Origin of the sequence: Campylobacter sp. BCW_4321 (assembly GCF_001763075.1) — a bacterium.
GTDB lineage: Bacteria > Campylobacterota > Campylobacteria > Campylobacterales > Campylobacteraceae > Campylobacter_D > Campylobacter_D jejuni.
Genome location: NZ_MJYA01000016.1, coordinates 35,119 through 53,409, shown reverse-complemented (window position 1 = coordinate 53,409; position 18,291 = coordinate 35,119). Strand labels below are relative to the sequence as shown.

The following is an 18,291-nucleotide window of genomic DNA, read 5'->3' as shown; positions in this document are numbered from 1 at the left end:
ACTCTCCTACTTGTTAAAAATTTCATCCTGATAATTTTAAAATTATTAGGATGGATGTTTTTAAGGTTGTTAAACTCTTTTTAGATTGCAATCATTCTTTTAAAGTATTTTAAAAACTCAGCTAAGATTAACAATACAATCATTTTAAATTATTTTAATACAATTAAAAAGAAGTGAAGAGGATTGAAGATTAATACATTTGGTTGCGAAGGGGAGATTTGAACTCCCGACCTTCGGGTTATGAGCCCGACGAGCTAACCACTGCTCTACTTCGCGGCATATAAGATATTTGAAATATAAAATAAGAAGTGGATGGGGTAAAGGGATTCGAACCCCTGAATGACAGGACCAAAACCTGTTGCCTTACCGCTTGGCGATACCCCAATAAATATTTTTTAAAAGTGTAATTATAGTGAATTTTAATTTATTTGTCAAGCAATTTAAGTTATAATTTTAAAAATTTTAAGGAAATAAAGATGAAATTTGTTAACGTAGAACAAGCGATTAGGGATTTACAAGCAGGGAAAATGCTTGTAATGGTAGATGCAGAAGATAGAGAAAATGAAGGCGATTTAATCTTTCCTGCGCAATTTAGCACTCAAGAAAAAGTAAATTTCATGATAAAAGAAGCTCGTGGTGTGGTTTGCGTAGCTTTAGATGAAACTTTGGCAAAAAAATTTGAACTTCCTTTAATGGTGCCTAAAAATACTTCAAACCACGAAACCGCTTTTACCATAACCGTAGATGCAAAAGATGCTACAACGGGAGTTAGTGCTTATGAAAGAAATATGACTATACAAATTTTTGCTGATGATAATGCTAAAGCGAGTGATTTTGTAAGACCAGGACATATCAATCCTTTAATCGCAAAAAAAGGCGGAGTTTTAGAACGCACAGGTCATACAGAAGGTACGGTTGATCTTTGTAAATTAGCAGGATTAAAAGGTGCTTGTGTGATTTGTGAAATCGTAAAAGATGATGGAGATATGGCAAGAAGAGAAGATCTAGAATTTTTTTGCCAAAAGCATGATTTAAACATGATAGCCGTAAGTGATCTTATAGAATATCGCCTAAAACATGAAAGCCTTATTAAGCTTGAAGAAAAAAGTCAAAGTGTTTTAGCAGGCTTTAAAGCAGAAAAATTTATCTTTAGCGATCATAATCAAACCCAACATATAGCTTTTTGCTTTAAAGATATAAAAAAATGTGAAAATGTTAAATTTCATATCAGTGGTAGTGATTTTGAGCTTTTAACTTCAGATAAATTTTCAAAACTTTTAGAGCAAATCAAATTTCTTAGTGAAAATGGTGGCGTTATAGTTTTCATGCAAGGAGAAAAATCCAGTACCACTCAATACAAAAACTATGGTATAGGAGCACAGATTTTAAGATATTTTGGTATAGAAGAAATTAAACTTTTATCTCAAAGTTGTGATAAAGACTATATAGGCTTAGAAGGTTTTGGTTTAAATCTTAAAGCTTGTAATTTTAACTAAAAAGGAAAAAAATGACTTTAAAAGAACAAATTTTAAACGATATCAAAGAGGCAATGAAACAAAAAGATGATTTTAAAAGAGATAGTTTAAGAACTCTAAATGCAGCTTTTAAGCAAATAGAAGTGGATGAAAGAATAGAATTAGATAATGAAAGAATTTATAAAATCATTGCAAGTGAAATCAAAAAACGCAAAGACGCAATCGAACTTTATCTTAAGGCAAATCGTGAAGATTTAGCACAAAAAGAACAAAATGAAATAAGTCTTTTTGAAATTTATCTGCCTAAACAACTAAGTGATGAGGAGTTAACTTTAGCCTTAAAACAACTTATAGAAGAATTGGGTGTAAGTTCACTAAAAGAACAAGGTTTGGTAATGAAAGAAGCTAAAATAAAATTAGGTGCGAGTGTTGATGGCAAAAGACTTAATTTAGCACTTAAAGAGCTTTTACAATAATTTTTTGGAGTGTTATTATGAAAGAGTTAAGCGGTTCAGCAATGATTTGCGAGGCTTTAAAAGAAGAAAATGTTAAAATTGTTTTTGGTTATCCTGGAGGCGCTGCGCTTAATATTTATGATGAAATTTACAATCAAAAGTATTTTAAACATATTTTAGTGCGTCATGAACAAGCGGCTTTGCATGCTGCTGATGCTTACGCAAGAATGAGTGGAGAAGTGGGTGTAGCCATAGTTACAAGTGGACCAGGTTTTACAAATACTATTACAGGCTTAGCTACGGCTTATAGTGATTCTATCCCTTTGGTGTTGATTTCAGGACAGGTGGCAAATTCTCTTATTGGTACAGATGCTTTTCAAGAAATTGATGCAGTAGGTATTTCAAGACCTTGTGTAAAGCATAATTATTTAGTTACTTGCATAGAAGAGTTTCCACGCATTTTAAAAGAGGCTTTTTATATAGCAAGAAGTGGTAGACCTGGGCCTGTGCATATAGATGTGCCAAAAGATATAAGTGCAACTTTGGGACTTTGGGAATATCCTAAAGAAATTTCTATGAAAACTTATAAGCCTGTTTATAAGGGTAACTCAAAGCAAATTAAAAAATTTGCAGAGCTTTTAAAAGAAGCAAAAAGACCTTTATTTTACTTGGGTGGAGGTTGTATCAGTTCTAATGCAAGTGAGCAAATCAGAGAGCTTGTAAAATTTACAAAAATTCCAGCAGTTGAAACCTTGATGGCGCTTGGAACTTTAAGAAGTGATGATGTTTTTAATCTCAAAATGGCAGGCATGCATGGAAGCTATGTCGCTAATATGGCTTTAAGTGAGTGTGATTTGCTTGTGAGTGTAGGAGCGAGATTTGATGATAGGATTACAGGAAAAACAAGTGAATTTGCCAAACATGCGACTATAGTTCATGTTGATATTGATCCTAGTTCTATTTCAAAGATTATCAATGCGCATTATCCTATAGTAGGAGATATTAAAGAAGTTCTTAAAGAGCTTTTAGAAGAGCTTAAAAAGGAAAATTTCAACACAACTTTTAAAGAATGGCACGAAACTTTAAAGCGTTATAATGAACTTTATCCACTTTCTTATGAAGATAGCAATGAAGTTTTAAAACCGCAATGGGTGATTGAAGAATGTGCGAAGATGGCTCCTGATGCAAGGATTATTACCGATGTGGGTCAGCATCAAATGTGGGTAGCACAGTTTTATCCTTTTAATTATCCAAGACAGCTTGCAACAAGTGGAGGGCAAGGAACTATGGGATATTCTTTGCCTGCTGCTTTGGGTGCAAAGCTTGCTGTGGATGAAGAAGTGGTGATTAATTTCGTAGGTGATGGATCGGTTTTAATGAATATCCAAGAGCTTATGACTGCTCGTGAGTATGGTATAAAAACTATAAATATTATTTTAAATAATGCCTTTTTAGGTATGGTAAGACAATGGCAAAGTATGTTTTATAAAGAGCATTTTTCACAAACAGATTTAAGCACTCAGCCTGATTTTATCAAAATTGCTCAAGGCTTTGGTTGCGAAGGTTATGAAATTTCAAGCAAAGAAGAATTCATTCAAGCTTTTAACCAAGCTTTAAAAAGTGATAAAACCTCTCTTTTAAATGTAAAAATTGATCGCTTTGAAGATGTTTTACCTATGGTGCCTGCAGGAAGTGCGATTTATAATATGATTTTACCAAAGGCAAAGGATAGACAATGAGAAGGGTTTTATCGGTAATTGTTTTAAATGAGCATGGGGTTTTATCTCGTATAGTAGGACTTTTTTCAGGAAGAGGTTATAATATTGACTCGCTCACAGTAGCACCTTTGGAAAATAAAGAATTTTCGCGTATTAATATAGTCACTTCAGGAAATGAAAGAACTTTTGAGCAGATAGTCAAACAACTTCATAAGCTTATTCCTACTTATAAAGTGATAGAAAGTGAAGAATTTATTGACAAAGAAATGGCTTTGGTGAAAATTCCTTTAAATGAAAATTTAGGTGGACTTGATGCCGTTTTGAAAGCTTATAATGGTACTATTGCAAATAGTAATGAGAATTTTTTGTTTTTAATGGTTGCTGATGATGCAAATCGCATTGATAATTTTTTAAAAACAATTAAAAAATACAATCCTAGTGATATAGTTCGCAGTGGATCTGTTTTGATGGAGATTAAATGAAATTAAGTGAAATAGCAGAATTTTTAAGCTTGGAGTATAAAGGTGAGGATATAGAAATCAGTGCTTTAAATTCTTTATTGAAAGCAAATTTTACAGAGCTTACTTATTGTGATGGTGAGAAAAATACCAAAGATATACCTCACACAGGAGCTGCTGCTATTTTAGTATCTAAAGAATATGAAAATTTAGTACCTAAAGATACTAAAGCTTTGATTACTCAAAATCCACATTTGAATTTTGCTTTTTTAAGCAAGCTTTTTGCTAAGCCTTTGATAAGCACAGTTAAAGAAAAAATACAAAATATCGCAAAAAGCGCAAGAATCATGCCTAATGTTTATATAGGTGATAATGTAAATATAGGTGAAAATGTAATCATTATGGCAGGAGCTTATATAGGCGATAATGTCAGCATTGGTGATGAGAGTATTATCCATCCTAATGTAGTGATTTATAATGACACTAAAATTGGTAAAAAATGTCATTTGCTTGCTAATTGTGTAATAGGAAGCGATGGTTTTGGTTATGCGCACAATAAAAACGGCGAACATTATAAAATTTATCATAATGGCAATGTGATTTTAGAAGATTTTGTAGAAGTGGGGGCTTGTACAACTATAGATAGAGCAGTTTTTGATAGTACTATTATCAAAGCAGGTACTAAGGTAGACAATCTAGTTCAAATCGGACATAATTGCAATATAGGTCAAAATTGTATCATTGTAGCACAAACTGGAATTTCAGGTTCAAGTGAGTTAGGACGCAATGTTATTATGGGTGGTCAAAGTGCAACGAGTGGACATTTAAAAATAGGCGATTTTAGTACTATAGCTGCAAGAGGCGGTGTGAGTAAAAATTTAGAAGGCGGGCGCGTTTATGGTGGTTTTCCTATCATGCTTCAAAAAGATTGGCTAAAACTTCAAGCTAAAATAGCAATAAATTTTAAAGAAAAATCACAAGATTAGCATCGCATCGCCATAAGAGTAAAAGCGATATTTTTCTTTTATGGCAAGTTCATAAAGTTTTAAACACTGTTCTCTACCGATAAAAGCTGAAACTAGCATGATAAGAGTAGATTTTGGTAAATGAAAATTGGTCAAAAGATGATTTTGTCTTATAGGTGGATTTTGCGGGTGTAAAAAAAGATCACAAAAACCATTTTTTGTTTTAGTTCTTACGTAATATTCTATAGTTCTTGTTACCGTTGTTCCTATGCCTAAAATAGCTTGTTTTGAATCTATAATTTCACATGCTTGCTGCGGAATGTTAAAAAATTCGCTATGCATTTTATGCTCTTGTATATTTTCACATTCTACGCTTTTAAAGGTTCCAGCTCCTACATGTAAGGTTAAATGGTAAATTTCGTGTTTTTTTCTTAAATTTTCAAGCATAGTCTCACTAAAATGTAAACTTGCAGTCGGAGCAGCCACTGCGCCTAAATTTTTTGCAAAGATACTTTGATAATCTTTCAAATCACTTTTTTCATCCTCCCTTTTAATATAAGGAGGCAAGGGTATATGTCCTATCTTGTCAAGCAGGTTGTAAAGATTTGAGGTGTCTAAGGTTTTATCATTTTGAAAAAATTGAACTTTTCGAAGACCATCATCTAAAAGTTCTACAACGTGCGCTTTTAAATCCTCTCTAAAATATAAGATTTCATCTTTTTTAACACGCCCTTTAATTTGAGCTAGAAAAAGTGGATTGTGAGAATTTAAAAAAGGTTGATGCAAGAAAAGCTCTATTTTTCCTCCGCTTGCTTTATTGCCATAAATTCTTGCTTTAATAACTTTAGTATCATTGAAAAAAATCGCGCAGTTGGGTAAAAAGTCTTGTAAATTTTTAAAAGTAGTGTGAAAAATTTCTTTGTTTTTGCGATCAAAAACCAAAAGCCTAGCATTTTCTTTTGGATTTGCAGGATAGTTAGCTATGAGTTCATTAGCTAGAGTGTAATCATAGCTTGAAAGAAGTAAGTCTTTATTCATCACTTTCTTTATCTTTTGGGGCAGGATTTACCTTTTGAACAATTAAAATAGAAAGTCCATAAAGTCCGCAAAGTGGTCCTGCCATTAAAAATTGAGATAAAACATCAGGTGGAGTCATAAAGGCTGAAAAAACAAAAATAACTAAAACAGCTATGCGAAAATGGCGTTTTAAAAAACTATCATCTATAAGCCCGATTTTAGCAAAGAAAAAGGCAATTACAGGCATTTCAAAAGCTAAACCAAAAGCCACAACAACTTTTGTAAAAAAATCTACATAAGTTCCTATGGTAATCACAGGATTAAAATCTTCATTTAAACCAAAATTAATCAAAAATTTAAAAGCCAAAGGCACTACAACAAAATAGCAAAAACAAGCCCCTAAGGCGAACATAATGCTTGCAAAGCTAACAAAAGGCACCACAAGGCGTTTTTCATTATCATAAAGTCCTGGAGCTACAAATTTCCAAAATTGCCAAAAAATTACAGGTAAAGAAAAGATAAAGGCTGCAAAAAAACTAACTTTCATTGCAGTAAATAAGGCTTCTTGTACTTCAATTACATTCACATGTTTGGCTACTTCGGGCAAAACAGCTATAAGTGGAGCTTTTAGAATATCTAAGATATAGCTTCGTAGAGCAAAACATACAATAAACATAACTACAATGCAAGCAACGCTTATAAAAAGGCGTTTTCTAAGTTCTATTAAATGAGGTCTTAATTCTTCAAACATTTATTTTTCCGTTTTATCTTGTGTTTCTAATTTGCTAAGATTTGGTTTTTCTTCTGTATTTAAATTTTGTCCGCTAAGGTTATTTTTTGTGTTATCATCTCTGCTATCAAAGGTTAAATCTACCTTTGTTTTATCTAAAATATCTCTTTTAAGGTCATCAAATTCTTCAAAACTGAGTTTTTTGCGTATGTTTTCATTAGTGCTTGAAAATTCATCTTTGTATTTCTTAGCTTCTTCTTTTAAGTCATTGATGCGTATTTCTTTTTCTATGCTTGATTTTGCATCATCTATGTTGCGTTTTACAGCCTTTAGAATTTTTGCTATTTGTACTATAGCTTCTGGAAGTTTATCAGGCCCTAAGACTAAAATCGCTACAACTAAAATAACTATAATTTCACCAAAACTCATTAATCATTACTCTTTGATTTGATATTTTAAATAAATATTTTACTTAAAAAACTTAAATTTAAGATGAGAGATATAAAGCAAGTTCGTCGCTAATGAGAAAATTAGGATTAAAATATCTTTTATTTTTGTAAAAAAGTTTTTTTTCTTTTAATAATATATTTATTTTGTTTTTTTGCCATTGATTGAGTTTTGTTTCATCAATCCCTACTATACTTCTAAGTCCTAAAAATAGGTGTTCTAAATTCAAGTCTTTAGAACTTAGCTGCTCTATAGATCTAAAAGTGGGATTTTCTATGTAATTTTTTAAATTTTTTGCTGTATAAAAACGCTTGTTTTCATAAAATCCTACCGCACTTAATCCACAAGCTAGGTAGTTTTTTCCTTGCCAATAAGCAAGATTATGTTTGCAAATTTGGGCTTTGGTTTTTGAAAAATTACTGATTTCATATTGAAAAAAGTCAAGTTCTAGGAGTTGTTTGATGAAAAATTTCATTAAATTAGGAGCATTTTTTTTGAAATGTTCTTTTTTGGCAAAGGCTGTGTTTGATTCTATGGTTAAATTATAAGCACTAAGGTGTGTGATTAAAGCCTTGATTTGTTTTAAGTGTAAGAGTTCAAATTCAAGCATTTTTTTATTGTCTAATTTTGTATCATAAATAAGATCTAAATTGATATTTTTAAAACCTACTTTATTTGCGTTTTCTAATGCTTTGATAATCATTTCTTGATTATGAATTCTTCCAAGAAAGTGAAGTTTTTTAGGATGAAAACTTTGAGCTCCAAAAGAAATGCGATTAACTCCTAGATTTTTCATATTTTTAAGCCAATTTAATGTTGCTGAGTTGGGATTAGCTTCGCATGAAATTTCTACATTTTTATCTAGTAAAGGATATAAAATTTTAAAAATATCTTCATAATTATACGCATCAACACAACTTGGTGTTCCTCCGCCTATGAATAAGGTTTTAATTTGATTTGATTGAATGTTAAATTGTTTTAATTGAAAAATAATATCTTCTTTTAAAGCCTTAAAATAGGCTTTTTCATAATCATTTTTTTTCAAACTTGTAAAAGCACAATAATTACATTTGCTTTCACAAAATGGAATATGGATATAAAAATGCATAAAAACCCTAAAATATTTTATTAAATTTTTTAATGTATTTTAATAAAAATTTGATTTGATTTAGGTTAAAATTATTTCCTTTAAAATTAAGGAAAAATATTGTGGAAAACGAGAAAAATTATAGACCAAATGTTGCAGCTATTGTTTTATCAAGTTCTTATCCTTTTGAGTGTAAGATTTTTATAGCTAGAAGAAGTGATATGGATAATATTTGGCAATTTCCACAAGGAGGTATTGATAAGGGTGAAAGTGTCAAAAACGCTTTATTTAGAGAACTAAAAGAAGAAATAGGTACTGATGAGGTTGAAATCATTGCTGAGTATCCAGAATGGTTGAGTTATGATTTTCCGAGTAAAATTGTTAAAAAAATGTATCCTTATGATGGGCAGATTCAAAAATATTTTTTAGTGCGTTTAAAGCACGGTGCTACAATCAATATCAATACCAAGCATCCTGAATTTGATGATTATCAATTTGTGAGTGTTAAACAAATTTTTGAAATGATTAATCATTTCAAAAAAAATATTTATGTTAAAGTGATCAAATATTTTGAAGAGAAAGGTTATATCTAAAATGCTTATAGTTCAAAAATATGGTGGAACAAGCGTTGGAACACTTGAGCGTATCGAAGCAGTAGCCAATAGGGTTATTCAGAGTGCGCAACAGGGTAATCAACTTGTTGTTGTAGTATCTGCAATGAGTGGGGTGACAAATACTCTTATCGAGCAAGCTGAATATTTTAGTAAAACTCCTAATGGTAAAGATATGGATATGCTTTTAAGTAGCGGAGAGCGTGTAACAAGCGCTTTAGTTTCTATTGCTTTAAATGAAAAGGGTTATTCTGCTATATCATTTTCTGGGAGAAAAGCAGGAATTATTACAGATAGTGTTTTTACAAAGGCAAGAATTCATCATATTGATACAAAAGCGATAAAATCAGAACTTCAAAATGGTAAAATAGTCGTTATAGCGGGTTTTCAAGGTGTAGATGAGGAAGGTAATGTAACTACTTTAGGGCGTGGCGGAAGCGATTTAAGTGCTGTGGCAGTAGCAGGTGCCTTAAATGCGGATTTGTGTGAAATTTATACCGATGTTGATGGGGTCTATACAACAGATCCAAGAATTGAACCAAAGGCAAAGAAATTGGATAAAATTTCTTATGAAGAAATGCTTGAACTTGCAAGTTTGGGTGCAAAAGTTTTGCAAAATCGTTCTGTAGAGCTTGCAAAAAAATTAAATGTTAACTTAGTAACCAGAAGTAGTTTTAACAATAACGAAGGAACAATGATAACAAAGGAAGATGGAATGGAACAAGCTTTAGTAAGTGGTATTGCTTTAGATAAAAATCAAGCAAGAGTGACTTTAAGAAATGTAGAAGATAAACCTGGAATCGCAGCTGAAATTTTTTCTGTTTTAGCAAATGAAAATATTAATGTAGATATGATTATACAAAATGTTGGAGTTGATGGTGCTACAAATTTAGGTTTTACAGTTCCTCAAAATGAACTTGAATTAGTCAAAAATGCTATGCAAAAAATTTTAAGTCCAAAAACAACCATAGAAAGCGATAGCGCTGTGGTAAAAGTTTCCATAGTGGGTGTAGGTATGAAATCACATTCAGGAGTGGCAAGTAAAGCTTTTAAAGCTTTAGCTGATGAGGGGATTAATATCGGTATGATTTCTACTAGCGAAATTAAAATTTCGATGATAGTTCATGAAAAATACGGAGAACTTGCAGTTAGAGCACTACATGAGTGCTATGGACTTGATAAATAAATGAGTGATTTTTTAAGTTTTACTCTTGAAAATATCCGCAATGGCGGAGCTTTTATGGCATGGTTGGAGTCGCGTCGTTTAGAATGGGCTCCTTTGATGGCTGCAAGACTTAAATATCTTTTAGAAGGACGCACTTTTGTCTTAATGTGTGATGAACAAAGATCTTGGTATGAAGAGTATTTTTTAAAAAATATAAATTCAAAAGCCGCTCGTCCTATGCTTCCTTTTGTGTCGTTAAATTCTTTATGCAAGAAGAAAGTACAAAGTTCAGAAGATATAGCTTTACTTAATGACTTGCTTGACATTTCTTTTCCTAATGGTTATGTGTATTTTTATGTAGGAAGTGCTTCTGATAATAAATCTTTAATCGCTAAATCAAGAGATGATAGTTTATTGTGGCTTTTTGATGAGCAGTTACAAGATAGTTTTTATTTAAATTCTAAAGATAAAGACTTGGATATCAAGCTTATTAGTTTATATCAACTTTTTGATGTAAGTTTGGATGCAATATTATTTTCCAAGGTGCAATTAGGATAAATATTTTGTTTATTAGTAAGATTATTATCAGTGAAGATTTTTTAGGTATTAAAGAAGAAATGATTAATAATTTTGGTATTAAAAAATTAAGATTTTTTATGCCACAAAATGAATTTTTACTTGATGATGCAAGAGCAGTTGAAAAAGAAAGCTATATCGCAGAAACCGAAGAAAAAATTATTGTTTTAATGGCGGATTCTTATAGGATAGAAGCACAAAATTTTTTACTTAAACTTCTTGAAGAACCTCCAAAAAATATTAAATTTCTTATTGTGGTACCTTCTAAAAATTTACTTTTACCTACTATAAAATCACGTCTTATTTGTGAAAAAAGAAAAGTTGAAAAGGAAGTTAAAAAACTTGATTTAGATCTTAAAAGAATGGATTTAAGAATGCTTTTTGATTTTTTGCAAAAAAATGAAAATTTGGATAAAAATGAACTTATGGATCAAATCGCATTGCTTGCTAAAGAATGTGTGAAATATAAAGATTTTAACGCTGAAGAATTAGAGTTTTTTTATGAAAGTTATGAGCTTGCAAAATTAAATTCTAAAAGCGGGGTACTTTTGGCTACTCTTTTATTAAATTACTATACAAAGAAATAAAATGAAATTTTTTAAAATCAATCCAAATACCGATTTTAATTTACTTTGCTCTTTTATAAATCCTCATAAAATGGGACAAAAGATTATGAGTGAAAAAACAAAAATTCATTTTATTTTTATCAAAGATATTTCTACTCCTGCGGCAAATATTTTAAAACAAGATGCTTTAAGAGTAGGAGCTGAACTTATTACTCATAAAGAAGTAATTACTGCAAAAATCACTCATTCAAATGCGCTTTTAATGGCAAGTAAAGAGCAAATTCAAAAACTTATTGCTAAAGAAAAACTTCAAGATTTTGGACTTAAAAATTTGGCTCTTTTTTTGCAAAAAGATTTTTTAAAAACAAAAAAAGCTGAGCTTATGGCAGTGATTAATGTTAATGAAGACAGTTTTAATGCAAAAAGTCGTGTGAGTGAAGAAGACTTTGAAAAAAGGCTTAATGACTTTCTTGCTTTAAGGCCTGAGTATATCGATATAGGTGCGGTTAGTTCAAGACCTGGGAGTGAGTATTGTGGCAAGGAAGAGGAATTTAAAAGACTAAAAAAAGTACTTGACTTAATTTATGAGAAAAATTATCATGAAAAAGCGATTTTTAGTTTAGATAGTTTTGATGAATATTGTCTAGAATATGCTTTAAATAAGGGTTTTAAACTTATAAATGATATTACAAGTTTAAGAAATCTTAATCTGGCTAAACTTGCAAGTAAATATGAGGCAAAATATTGCTTAATGCACATGCAAAACAATCCAAATAACATGCAAGATAATCCTTTTTATGAAGATTTACTCGATGAGATGACTTTGTTTTTTAAAGAAAAACTTGAACTTTTAGAAAGTTTTGGAGTAAAAGAAAGTATTTTAGATGTAGGTATTGGTTTTGGAAAGAGTGCGGAGCATAATATGATTTTAATCAAACACTTAGAACATTTTTTGCAATTTAATAAACCTTTACTTATAGGTGCGAGTCGCAAAAGTGTGATTAATGCGTATTTTCAAAGCGAGATTAAAGATCGTTTAGCAGGAACTTTGTATTTGCATTTAAAGGCTTTTGAAAATGGTGCTAGTATTATAAGAGTGCATGATTTATACGAGCACAAACAACTTTTTGCTTTAGCACAGGCAATGGACAATATAGGAGTTTAGATGAAAAAAGAAGAGTATTTAGAAAAAGTTGCTTTAGCAAATTTGTGGATGAGGGCATATTATGAAAAAGATGAACCCTTGGCTAGCGATGAAGAATACGATGCTTTAATCAGAGAATTAAGAGTTTTTGAAGAACAAAATAAAGATGAAATTTCAAAAGACTCTCCAACGCAAAAAATAGCTCCTACTATACAAAGCGAGTTTAAAAAAATAGCTCATTTAAAGCGTATGTGGTCGATGGAAGATGTGTTTGATGAGAGTGAGCTTAGGGCTTGGGCAAAACGCACAAAATGTGAAAAAAACTTTTTTATAGAGCCTAAATTTGACGGAGCGAGTTTAAATTTACTTTATGAAAATGGTAAATTAGTAAGCGGTGCCACTAGAGGTGATGGCGAAGTGGGCGAGGATATAACACTTAATGTTTTTGAGATAGAAAATATACCTAAAAATATAGCCTATAAAGAAAGGATAGAAATTCGTGGAGAAGTGGTGATTTTAAAAGATGATTTTGAGAAAATCAACGAAAAAAGAGCTCTTTTAAATCAAAGTTTATTTGCTAATCCACGCAATGCTGCAAGCGGGAGTTTAAGGCAGCTTGATACAAGCATCACTAAAGAAAGAAATTTGAAATTTTATCCTTGGGGAGTAGGGGAAAATACCTTAAATTTTACTAAACACAGCGAGGTGATGCAATTTATCAGAGAGCTTGGTTTTTTAAAGGATGATTTTGTAAGACTTTGCGCTAATTTAGATGAGGTTTTAAAAGCTTATGATGAGCTTTTAGCTTTAAGAGAAAAAAAGTCTATGATGATGGATGGAATGGTGGTAAGAGTTGATGATCTTGCGCTTTGTGAAGAATTAGGCTATACGGTAAAATTTCCAAAATTTATGGCAGCTTTTAAATTTCCTGCACTTGAAAAAACCACGCGTTTAATAGGGGTAAATTTACAAGTAGGAAGAAGTGGGGTGATCACTCCTGTGGCGGTTTTAGAGCCTGTAAATTTAGATGGGGTTGTAGTAAAATCAGCCACCCTTCATAATTTTGATGAGATTGCAAGACTTGATGTTAAAATCAATGATTTTGTAAGCGTGATAAGAAGTGGCGATGTTATCCCTAAAATTACTAAGGTTTTTAAAGAGCGTAGAGAAGGTTTAGAGATGGAAATTTTACGCCCTAAACTTTGTCCTACTTGCCAAAGTGAGCTTTTAGATGAAGGAACTTTAATAAAATGTCAAAATATAGACTGTGAAGATAGACTTGTAAATTCTATCATTCATTTTGTTTCTAAAAAATGTCTTAATATCGACGGACTTGGAGAAAATATAGTAGAACTTTTATATAAACACAAAAAAATCACTACACTTGAGAGTATTTTTCATTTAAAATTTAGTGATTTTGAAGGTTTGGAAGGCTTTAAAGAAAAGAAAATCAACAATCTTTTAAATGCTATAGAACAAGCAAGAGAATGTGAGCTTTTTCGTTTTATCACAGCTTTAGGGATAGATCATATTGGCGAGGTTGCGGCTAAAAAATTAAGCTTAAGTTTTGGTAAAGAGTGGCACAAGCAAAGCTTTGAAGCTTATGCCAATTTAGAAGGTTTTGGGGAGCAAATGGCTTTAAGTCTTTGCGAATTTACGCGTGTTAATCATACAAGAATTGATGAGTTTTACAGGCTTTTAAATTTGAAAATAGAAAAACTTGAAATCAAAAGCGATGGTGTGATTTTTGGTAAAACTTTTGTGATTACAGGAACTCTTTCACGACCAAGAGATGAGTTTAAGGCTTTAATAGAAAAGCTTGGAGGTAAGGTAAGTGGTTCGGTTTCTAAAAAGACTGACTATGTGCTTTTTGGAGAAGAGGCAGGTTCTAAGCTGAGTAAGGCTAAAGAGCTTGAAGTAAAATGTATAGATGAAAGTGCTTTTAATGAACTTGTTAAAGAATAGTTCTTATATTTTAACACTTTTAAGCCTTTTTGGATTTTTGCTAACTTGGCAAAGGAGTGCTTTTTCTCTGTTTTTTTTAATTCCTATTTTCTTAACACTTTTTTGGGAATTCTTTTTATTTTTAAAGCTTAGAAAAAATATTATAAAAGAAGCTACTTTGATTAAGGGAAGTTTGTTTTATCGTATTAGTATGGGGGATTTTTATCTTTATATTTTTAGTTTTTTCTTGGCGATTTTTGGACTTGTTTCTTTATTTTTAAATTTTTTAAATCTTGAAAAAATTGATTTAGTTTTTATATTTATAATTTTGCCTTTATTGATGATATTTTTAAAAAAAGAATTGCATTTGCAATTTGTAAATAATGCTTATAATGATTTTAGAATAGTTGTTATCGCTAGTTTTTTTACCGCTTTATTTTATGCATTTTATGGGCTTTTTTTTACTTACAATGAGCTTTTAAATTTAGAACTTTTTTCTAGGAAAATCATTGCTTATAAGAGTGCTTCTTTTGTTTATTTTGATTTTTTATCTGAATTTTTGTATTTTGTTTCAAATTTAAAACTTTTTATTTTTTCTCATTTTGGATATTTGAGCTTTAGAGCTTTAAATTTTATTTTTGATTTTTTTAATTTTTTTATGTTTTGCTCTCTTTTGGCTTTTGTTTTTAATTTTGTTTTGAAAATAAACATAAAAATAATTGTTTTATTTTTATGTTTTATCATGGTTTTAGGAAGTTATTTTTTAAAAGAGCAAAGAAATAATGCCTTAAAATCTGAACAAGAACAAATACTTTTATGGATGAATAATTTTAATTTTTTAAAAGATAATAACTTAAGTTTAATTCAAAAAGAAAAAGATCTTTTTGAAAAAGATCTTAAAGATCTTAGAGAAATTTTTAAAAAAAATGCTTTTGAAATAGGAATTTGGTGGTTTTCTAAAGAAAAAGAAGACTTGGAAAAAAGAATAAATGAGAGTTTAAAATGAGATTTGATTTTTTTGTTTCAAAGCGTTTAAATATCAGTAGAAATAAAGCTTTAGAGCTTATAGAAAATGAAGAGATTTTACTTAATGGTAAAAGTTTTAAAGCTTCTTTTGATGTGAAAAATTTTTTAGAAAATTTAAAAAAAACGCAAGATTTAAATCTTGAAGATATACTTTTAGCCAATGAGTTAAAATTGGATCTTTTAAGTGAAATTTATGTTTCAAGAGCAGCTTTGAAATTAAAAAATTTTTTAGAAGAAAATGATATTGAAATAAAACATAAAAATTGTCTTGATATAGGATCTAGCACGGGCGGTTTTGTGCAAATTTTACTTGAAAATCAGGCTTTAAAAATCACTACTCTTGATGTGGGTAGTAATCAACTCCATCCAAGTTTAAGAGCAAATGAAATAATTATCTTGCATGAAAATACAGATCTTAGAGCCTTTAAAAGTGAAGAAAAATTTGAACTTGTTACTTGTGATGTGAGTTTTATTTCTCTTATTAATTTACTTTATTATATCGATAATTTAGCTTTAAAGGAAATTATTTTACTTTTTAAACCTCAGTTTGAAGTGGGAAAAAATATCAAAAGAGATAAAAAAGGTGTTTTAAAAGATGACAAGGCAATCTTAAAGGCAAGAATGGATTTTGAAAAAGCATGTGCTAAGTTAGGTTGGCTTTTAAAAAATACGCAAAAATCAAGCATTAAAGGAAAGGAAGGTAATGTTGAATATTTTTACTACTATATCAAAAATTAATATTACTTCTTTAGCTATAGGTTGTTTTGATGGTATACATTTAGGGCATCTAAAACTTGTAAAATGTTTAGATGAGAATGGGGCTTTGTTGGTTATTAATAAATTTAAGGGTCAATTTCTTTGTTCAAATCGTCAAAAAGAAGAAATTTCAGGAAAAAAAGTTATAGAAGTGGATTTTGAAAGTATAAAATCTTTAGATGGTAAAGATTTTTTAAGCTTTTTGAAAAAAGAATTTATCAATTTGAAATTTATAGTAGTGGGATATGATTTTTCTTTCGGGAAAAATAGGGCTTATAGTGCTAAAGATATTGAGTCTTTAAGTGGGATAAAAACTATAATAGTTGATGAATTTAGTATAGGCGGAGTAGGTGTTCATGCAAGTTTAATTAAGGATTTTTTATCAAAAGCAAATTTACAAAAAGCAAAAGAATTTTTAGGAAGAGATTATAGTATTAAAGGAAAGTTGATTAAAGGACAAGGTTTGGGCTCTAAAGAACTTTTTGCGACTATAAATTTAGATTGTAAAGGCTATTTTTTGCCTCAAAATGGTGTTTATGCTACTTTGTTAAAAAGCCAAAAAAATATTTATAAAAGTGTGAGTTTTTTAGGTGTAAGATCAAGCGATGAAAATTTTGCCATAGAAAGTCATATTTTAGAGGAATTGGGTGAAAATTTCACACAAGGGGAGTTTTTCGAACTTGAGTTTATATCTTTTCTAAGAGAGAATCAGAAATTTCAAGATCTAAAAAAACTTAAAAATCAAATTGCCAAAGACATAGAACAAGCTAGAGAATTATTAAGGAAAAATGATGAAAGATGAACTTTTTAAACAAAGCCCTAAAAAACAATTTGAATTTGATAAAAGCGTGGCTAGTGTTTTTGATGATATGATTAATCGTTCTGTACCATTTTATAGGGAAAATTTAGAACTTTGTGCTAATTTATTGGCTAAAATTTTACTTGCAAATGCAAGTATTTGTGATTTGGGCTGTTCAAGTGCTAATTTTTTGATTTTGTTGGCAAATCTAAGAAAGGATTTTAAACTTTTTGGCGTGGATAATTCTGCTTCTATGCTTGAAGTTGCAAAGTCAAAAACTAAAGCTTATGGACTTGATATAAGTTTTTTTGAAGCTAATTTATGCGAATTTGATTTTTTTACTTGCGATGTTTTTGTGGCAAATTATACCATGCAGTTTATTCGTCCTCCTAAAAGACAGGAATTGCTTGATAAAATTTATAAAAATTTAAATCCTAAAGGCATTTTGATTATGAGTGAAAAAATCCTTTATGAAGATGCTTTTTTGTCTAAAAATATCATAGAACTTTATGCAGACTACAAAGAAAAACAAGGCTATTCTAAATTTGAAATTGCAGCTAAAAGAGAAGCCTTAGAAAATGTTTTAATTCCTTATAGTCAAAAAGAAAATTTAAACATGCTAGAAAAGGCAGGTTTTAAGAAAATAGAAAGTATTTTTAAATGGGCAAATTTTGAAACTTTTATAGCTTTTAAGGATTAGAGATATTTTCATTTTCCCATTCATCTTTTGGAAAACCTACCTTATACGCATTAACACAATCTTGACTGATGATAGCTTTGTGCCTGCATTCTAAACTTCTTTTTTTTGCTTCTTCAGGGTGATTTTGATAATATTCTACACTTTTGGTTTGTTCGCATGCTGCAAAAAATATACCAATAAGGCTTAAAAAAAGAGTTATTTTCATGGTAATTTTTCCTGTGTTATATTAATATCATCACTAAAGATAGAACTTTGATTGTTTTCTGTTGTTTTGGAAGGATAAATTTCAGAAGGTGTTTCTGCTATGGGCGGCATTATAATACTTTCATTATTTTCTGAACTTTGGTTAATATCTTTTGTGATTTTTTCTTTTTTTAAATCATTTTGCTTTAAAGCTTCTGATATCTGATTATCAGATTTTTTTGGTGTGTTTGGACTGTATTTACTCTCTTCATTTGTTGGCTTAATACCAACTTTTAATGCATTAATACAATCTTCGCTAAGAGTTCCGCTTTCTTTGCATTCTTTTGCTTTTTCTTTTGCTTCGCTAGGATGATTTTTGTAGTAATTTTCTGTTTTGCTATCGCAAGCTGTTATATTAATAATTATTAAAATTGTAAGTAAAATACTTAGTCTTTGCATTTATCAATCT

20 protein-coding genes, 2 tRNA genes and 1 pseudogene are annotated in these 18,291 nt (G+C 30.2%); 15 read left to right on the top strand and 8 right to left on the bottom strand.

The genetic code is table 11. The features are described 5' to 3' along the window. Positions 1 to 200 precede the first annotated feature (200 nt). Together AJN58_RS02665 and AJN58_RS02660 are read right to left on the bottom strand one after the other, a co-directional pair. Positions 201 to 276 (bottom strand) — tRNA-Met (locus tag AJN58_RS02665). 33 nt (positions 277 to 309) lie between these two features. Beyond that, positions 310 to 384: transfer RNA gene (locus AJN58_RS02660), tRNA-Gln, on the bottom strand. 92 nt (positions 385 to 476) lie between these two features. Between AJN58_RS02660 and AJN58_RS02655 the strand changes: the two genes are divergently transcribed. From AJN58_RS02655 to lpxD, 5 genes are read left to right on the top strand one after another with little or no spacing between them, the layout of a single operon-like run. Next, positions 477 to 1,496: a bifunctional 3,4-dihydroxy-2-butanone 4-phosphate synthase/GTP cyclohydrolase II gene (locus AJN58_RS02655; RefSeq protein WP_070233245.1), complete on the top strand. Its 1,020-nt coding sequence runs from the start codon at positions 477 to 479 to the stop codon at positions 1,494 to 1,496. A gap of 11 nt (positions 1,497 to 1,507) precedes the next feature. After that, positions 1,508 to 1,951 (top strand): GatB/YqeY domain-containing protein, encoded by a 444-nt coding sequence (locus tag AJN58_RS02650; RefSeq protein WP_002852081.1) that lies wholly within the window; start codon positions 1,508 to 1,510, stop codon positions 1,949 to 1,951. A gap of 17 nt (positions 1,952 to 1,968) precedes the next feature. Then, complete coding sequence (locus AJN58_RS02645; RefSeq protein WP_070233247.1) at positions 1,969 to 3,669, top strand: acetolactate synthase large subunit; 1,701 nt, start codon at positions 1,969 to 1,971, stop codon at positions 3,667 to 3,669. After that, positions 3,666 to 4,130, top strand: a complete 465-nt coding sequence (gene ilvN / locus AJN58_RS02640) for an acetolactate synthase small subunit (protein WP_002852211.1) — start codon at positions 3,666 to 3,668, stop codon at positions 4,128 to 4,130. Before AJN58_RS02645 ends, ilvN begins: the two co-directional genes overlap by 4 nt. Beyond that, positions 4,127 to 5,092, top strand: a complete 966-nt coding sequence (lpxD, locus tag AJN58_RS02635; RefSeq protein ID WP_070233249.1) for a UDP-3-O-(3-hydroxymyristoyl)glucosamine N-acyltransferase — start codon at positions 4,127 to 4,129, stop codon at positions 5,090 to 5,092. Before ilvN ends, lpxD begins: the two co-directional genes overlap by 4 nt. On the opposite strand, the gene queA is transcribed toward lpxD, so the two are convergent. The 4 genes and pseudogenes from queA to hemW all read right to left on the bottom strand — a co-directional run bounded on the left by queA (position 5,081) and on the right by hemW (position 8,373). Next, positions 5,081 to 6,109, bottom strand: coding sequence for a tRNA preQ1(34) S-adenosylmethionine ribosyltransferase-isomerase QueA (gene queA, locus AJN58_RS02630; protein WP_070233251.1), 1,029 nt, complete (start codon positions 6,107 to 6,109; stop codon positions 5,081 to 5,083). The two genes, lpxD and queA, sit on opposite strands and share 12 nt — an antisense overlap. Continuing rightward, the gene (gene tatC, locus AJN58_RS02625) at positions 6,102 to 6,839 is read right to left on the bottom strand and encodes a twin-arginine translocase subunit TatC (RefSeq protein WP_002856930.1); all 738 of its coding nucleotides are present in this window, start codon (positions 6,837 to 6,839) and stop codon (positions 6,102 to 6,104) included. The genes queA and tatC overlap by 8 nt, the downstream gene beginning before the upstream one ends. Next, positions 6,832 to 7,247, bottom strand: a pseudogene (gene tatB, locus AJN58_RS02620) (Sec-independent protein translocase protein TatB). The gene tatC and the pseudogene tatB overlap by 8 nt, the downstream one beginning before the upstream one ends. A gap of 58 nt (positions 7,248 to 7,305) precedes the next feature. After that, positions 7,306 to 8,373, bottom strand: a complete 1,068-nt coding sequence (gene hemW, locus AJN58_RS02615; protein ID WP_070233252.1) for a radical SAM family heme chaperone HemW — start codon at positions 8,371 to 8,373, stop codon at positions 7,306 to 7,308. Between the two features lie 101 nt (positions 8,374 to 8,474). Between hemW and AJN58_RS02610 the strand changes: the two genes are divergently transcribed. The 10 genes from AJN58_RS02610 to cmoA are packed head-to-tail and all read left to right on the top strand — an operon-like array spanning position 8,475 to position 17,639. Then, positions 8,475 to 8,945: an RNA pyrophosphohydrolase gene (locus AJN58_RS02610; RefSeq protein WP_052817268.1), complete on the top strand. Its 471-nt coding sequence runs from the start codon at positions 8,475 to 8,477 to the stop codon at positions 8,943 to 8,945. A 1-nt stretch (position 8,946) separates the two neighbouring features. Then, the gene (locus tag AJN58_RS02605; RefSeq protein WP_070233253.1) at positions 8,947 to 10,149 is read left to right on the top strand and encodes an aspartate kinase; all 1,203 of its coding nucleotides are present in this window, start codon (positions 8,947 to 8,949) and stop codon (positions 10,147 to 10,149) included. Next, a complete protein-coding gene (locus AJN58_RS02600; protein ID WP_070233254.1) occupies positions 10,150 to 10,686 on the top strand; it encodes a HobA family DNA replication regulator in 537 nt (178 codons plus the stop codon). 5 nt (positions 10,687 to 10,691) lie between these two features. After that, entirely contained in the window at positions 10,692 to 11,291 is a 600-nt protein-coding gene (locus AJN58_RS02595; protein ID WP_002921223.1) for a DNA polymerase III subunit delta', read from the top strand. Between the two features lies 1 nt (position 11,292). Next, a complete protein-coding gene (folP, locus tag AJN58_RS02590; RefSeq protein ID WP_044779340.1) occupies positions 11,293 to 12,435 on the top strand; it encodes a dihydropteroate synthase in 1,143 nt (380 codons plus the stop codon). Beyond that, positions 12,436 to 14,379, top strand: coding sequence for an NAD-dependent DNA ligase LigA (gene ligA, locus AJN58_RS02585; RefSeq protein WP_070233255.1), 1,944 nt, complete (start codon positions 12,436 to 12,438; stop codon positions 14,377 to 14,379). Next, on the top strand, positions 14,360 to 15,364 hold the full coding sequence (locus AJN58_RS02580) for a hypothetical protein (protein ID WP_079264392.1): 1,005 nt from the start codon (positions 14,360 to 14,362) through the stop codon (positions 15,362 to 15,364). Before ligA ends, AJN58_RS02580 begins: the two co-directional genes overlap by 20 nt. Next, complete coding sequence (locus tag AJN58_RS02575; protein WP_002880301.1) at positions 15,361 to 16,122, top strand: TlyA family RNA methyltransferase; 762 nt, start codon at positions 15,361 to 15,363, stop codon at positions 16,120 to 16,122. The genes AJN58_RS02580 and AJN58_RS02575 overlap by 4 nt, the downstream gene beginning before the upstream one ends. Beyond that, positions 16,088 to 16,942 (top strand): bifunctional riboflavin kinase/FAD synthetase, encoded by an 855-nt coding sequence (locus AJN58_RS02570; protein ID WP_070233256.1) that lies wholly within the window; start codon positions 16,088 to 16,090, stop codon positions 16,940 to 16,942. Before AJN58_RS02575 ends, AJN58_RS02570 begins: the two co-directional genes overlap by 35 nt. After that, positions 16,929 to 17,639 (top strand): carboxy-S-adenosyl-L-methionine synthase CmoA, encoded by a 711-nt coding sequence (gene cmoA / locus AJN58_RS02565; RefSeq protein ID WP_072225838.1) that lies wholly within the window; start codon positions 16,929 to 16,931, stop codon positions 17,637 to 17,639. Before AJN58_RS02570 ends, cmoA begins: the two co-directional genes overlap by 14 nt. Here cmoA and AJN58_RS02560 read toward each other — a convergent pair. Then, a complete protein-coding gene (locus AJN58_RS02560) occupies positions 17,629 to 17,850 on the bottom strand; it encodes an EexN family lipoprotein (RefSeq protein ID WP_072225837.1) in 222 nt (73 codons plus the stop codon). The two genes, cmoA and AJN58_RS02560, sit on opposite strands and share 11 nt — an antisense overlap. Further along, positions 17,841 to 18,281: an EexN family lipoprotein gene (locus AJN58_RS02555; RefSeq protein WP_070286399.1), complete on the bottom strand. Its 441-nt coding sequence runs from the start codon at positions 18,279 to 18,281 to the stop codon at positions 17,841 to 17,843. The genes AJN58_RS02560 and AJN58_RS02555 overlap by 10 nt, the downstream gene beginning before the upstream one ends. Between the last annotated feature and the right edge of the window lie 10 nt (positions 18,282 to 18,291).